This is a genomic window from Profundibacterium mesophilum KAUST100406-0324 (assembly GCF_009835145.1).
Taxonomy (GTDB): Bacteria; Pseudomonadota; Alphaproteobacteria; order Rhodobacterales; family Rhodobacteraceae; genus Profundibacterium; species Profundibacterium mesophilum.
On sequence record NZ_APKE01000072.1, the window covers coordinates 1 to 1,018 of the forward strand.

Sequence of the window (1,018 nt, forward strand, 5' to 3'; positions counted from 1 at the left end):
GGCGTTGTTGCAGAACTCTGATTGTCGAGGATTCACATTGTGAATCCATGCGGTTAGACGGTCCGCATGAGCAAGCCATCACCCGCCCGCTATCGCACGACGAACTGGTCCAGCTACACGGCCTCGCTTCGCAGGCGCGGGTCGCTGCTGATCTGGCTGGACAAGGACATGTCCTGGCTTGCGCCGCCTGATGGTAAGCCCGGTCGCCCTGCCGTGTTCTCTGATGCCGCGATCCAGTTTTGCCTGACCGTCAAGGTCCTGTTCAAGCTGCCGTTGCGGCAAACGACCGGGATGGTCGCCAGCCTGCTGAAGATGGCGAACTTGGACTGGACCGTGCCGGATTACACGACCTTGTGCCGGAGGCAGAAGACGCTCGCCGTCCAGATCCCGTATCGGCGCGCCGATGGGCCGCTGAACCTGTTGGTTGACAGCACTGGCATCAAGTTCCTCGGCGACGGTGAATGGCAGGCCCGCAAGCACGGCGTTCGGGGCCGGCGCCAGTGGCGCAAGGTGCATCTGGCCATGGATACGGCCACTTCGGACATCCGGGCAGTGGAGTTTACCCCCAGCAGCGACGGCGACAGTCCGATCTTGCCGGAACTGCTCGGTCAGATTCCCGAGCGCGAAGAGATCGGCACGGTGACCGCTGATGGCGCTTATGACACCCGCCGCTGTCACAACGCTATCATCGACCGGCAGGCCATCGCTAGAGGATTGCCCGGCAGCGACTGCCAGAAACGAGACCCTCCGCGCCACACGGCATTACGGCCGGGCATTCTGGAAGCGCTGGACGGGATACCAAGTCCGAAGTCGCATCGAGGCGAAAATGCGGTGCCTCAAGGCCTTTGGCGAACGCATCGCCGCAAGAGACCCGGACCGCCAAACCGCCGAAATCCAAATCCGCATCGCACTGATAAACCGCTTCTCGGCCCTCGGAACGGCCGAGATCGTCCGCGTGGACTGATGACGGCGGGGAAAGGGGGCATCATGTCTCAGGCGTGAGTTACGCAACAACGCC

General features: G+C 62.6%; 1 pseudogene. It reads left to right on the forward strand.

The window, feature by feature from the left end:
* The first annotated feature begins 66 nt into the window (after positions 1-66).
* Positions 67-964: pseudogene (locus tag PMES_RS16250) on the forward strand (IS5 family transposase).
* Positions 965-1,018 lie beyond the last annotated feature (54 nt).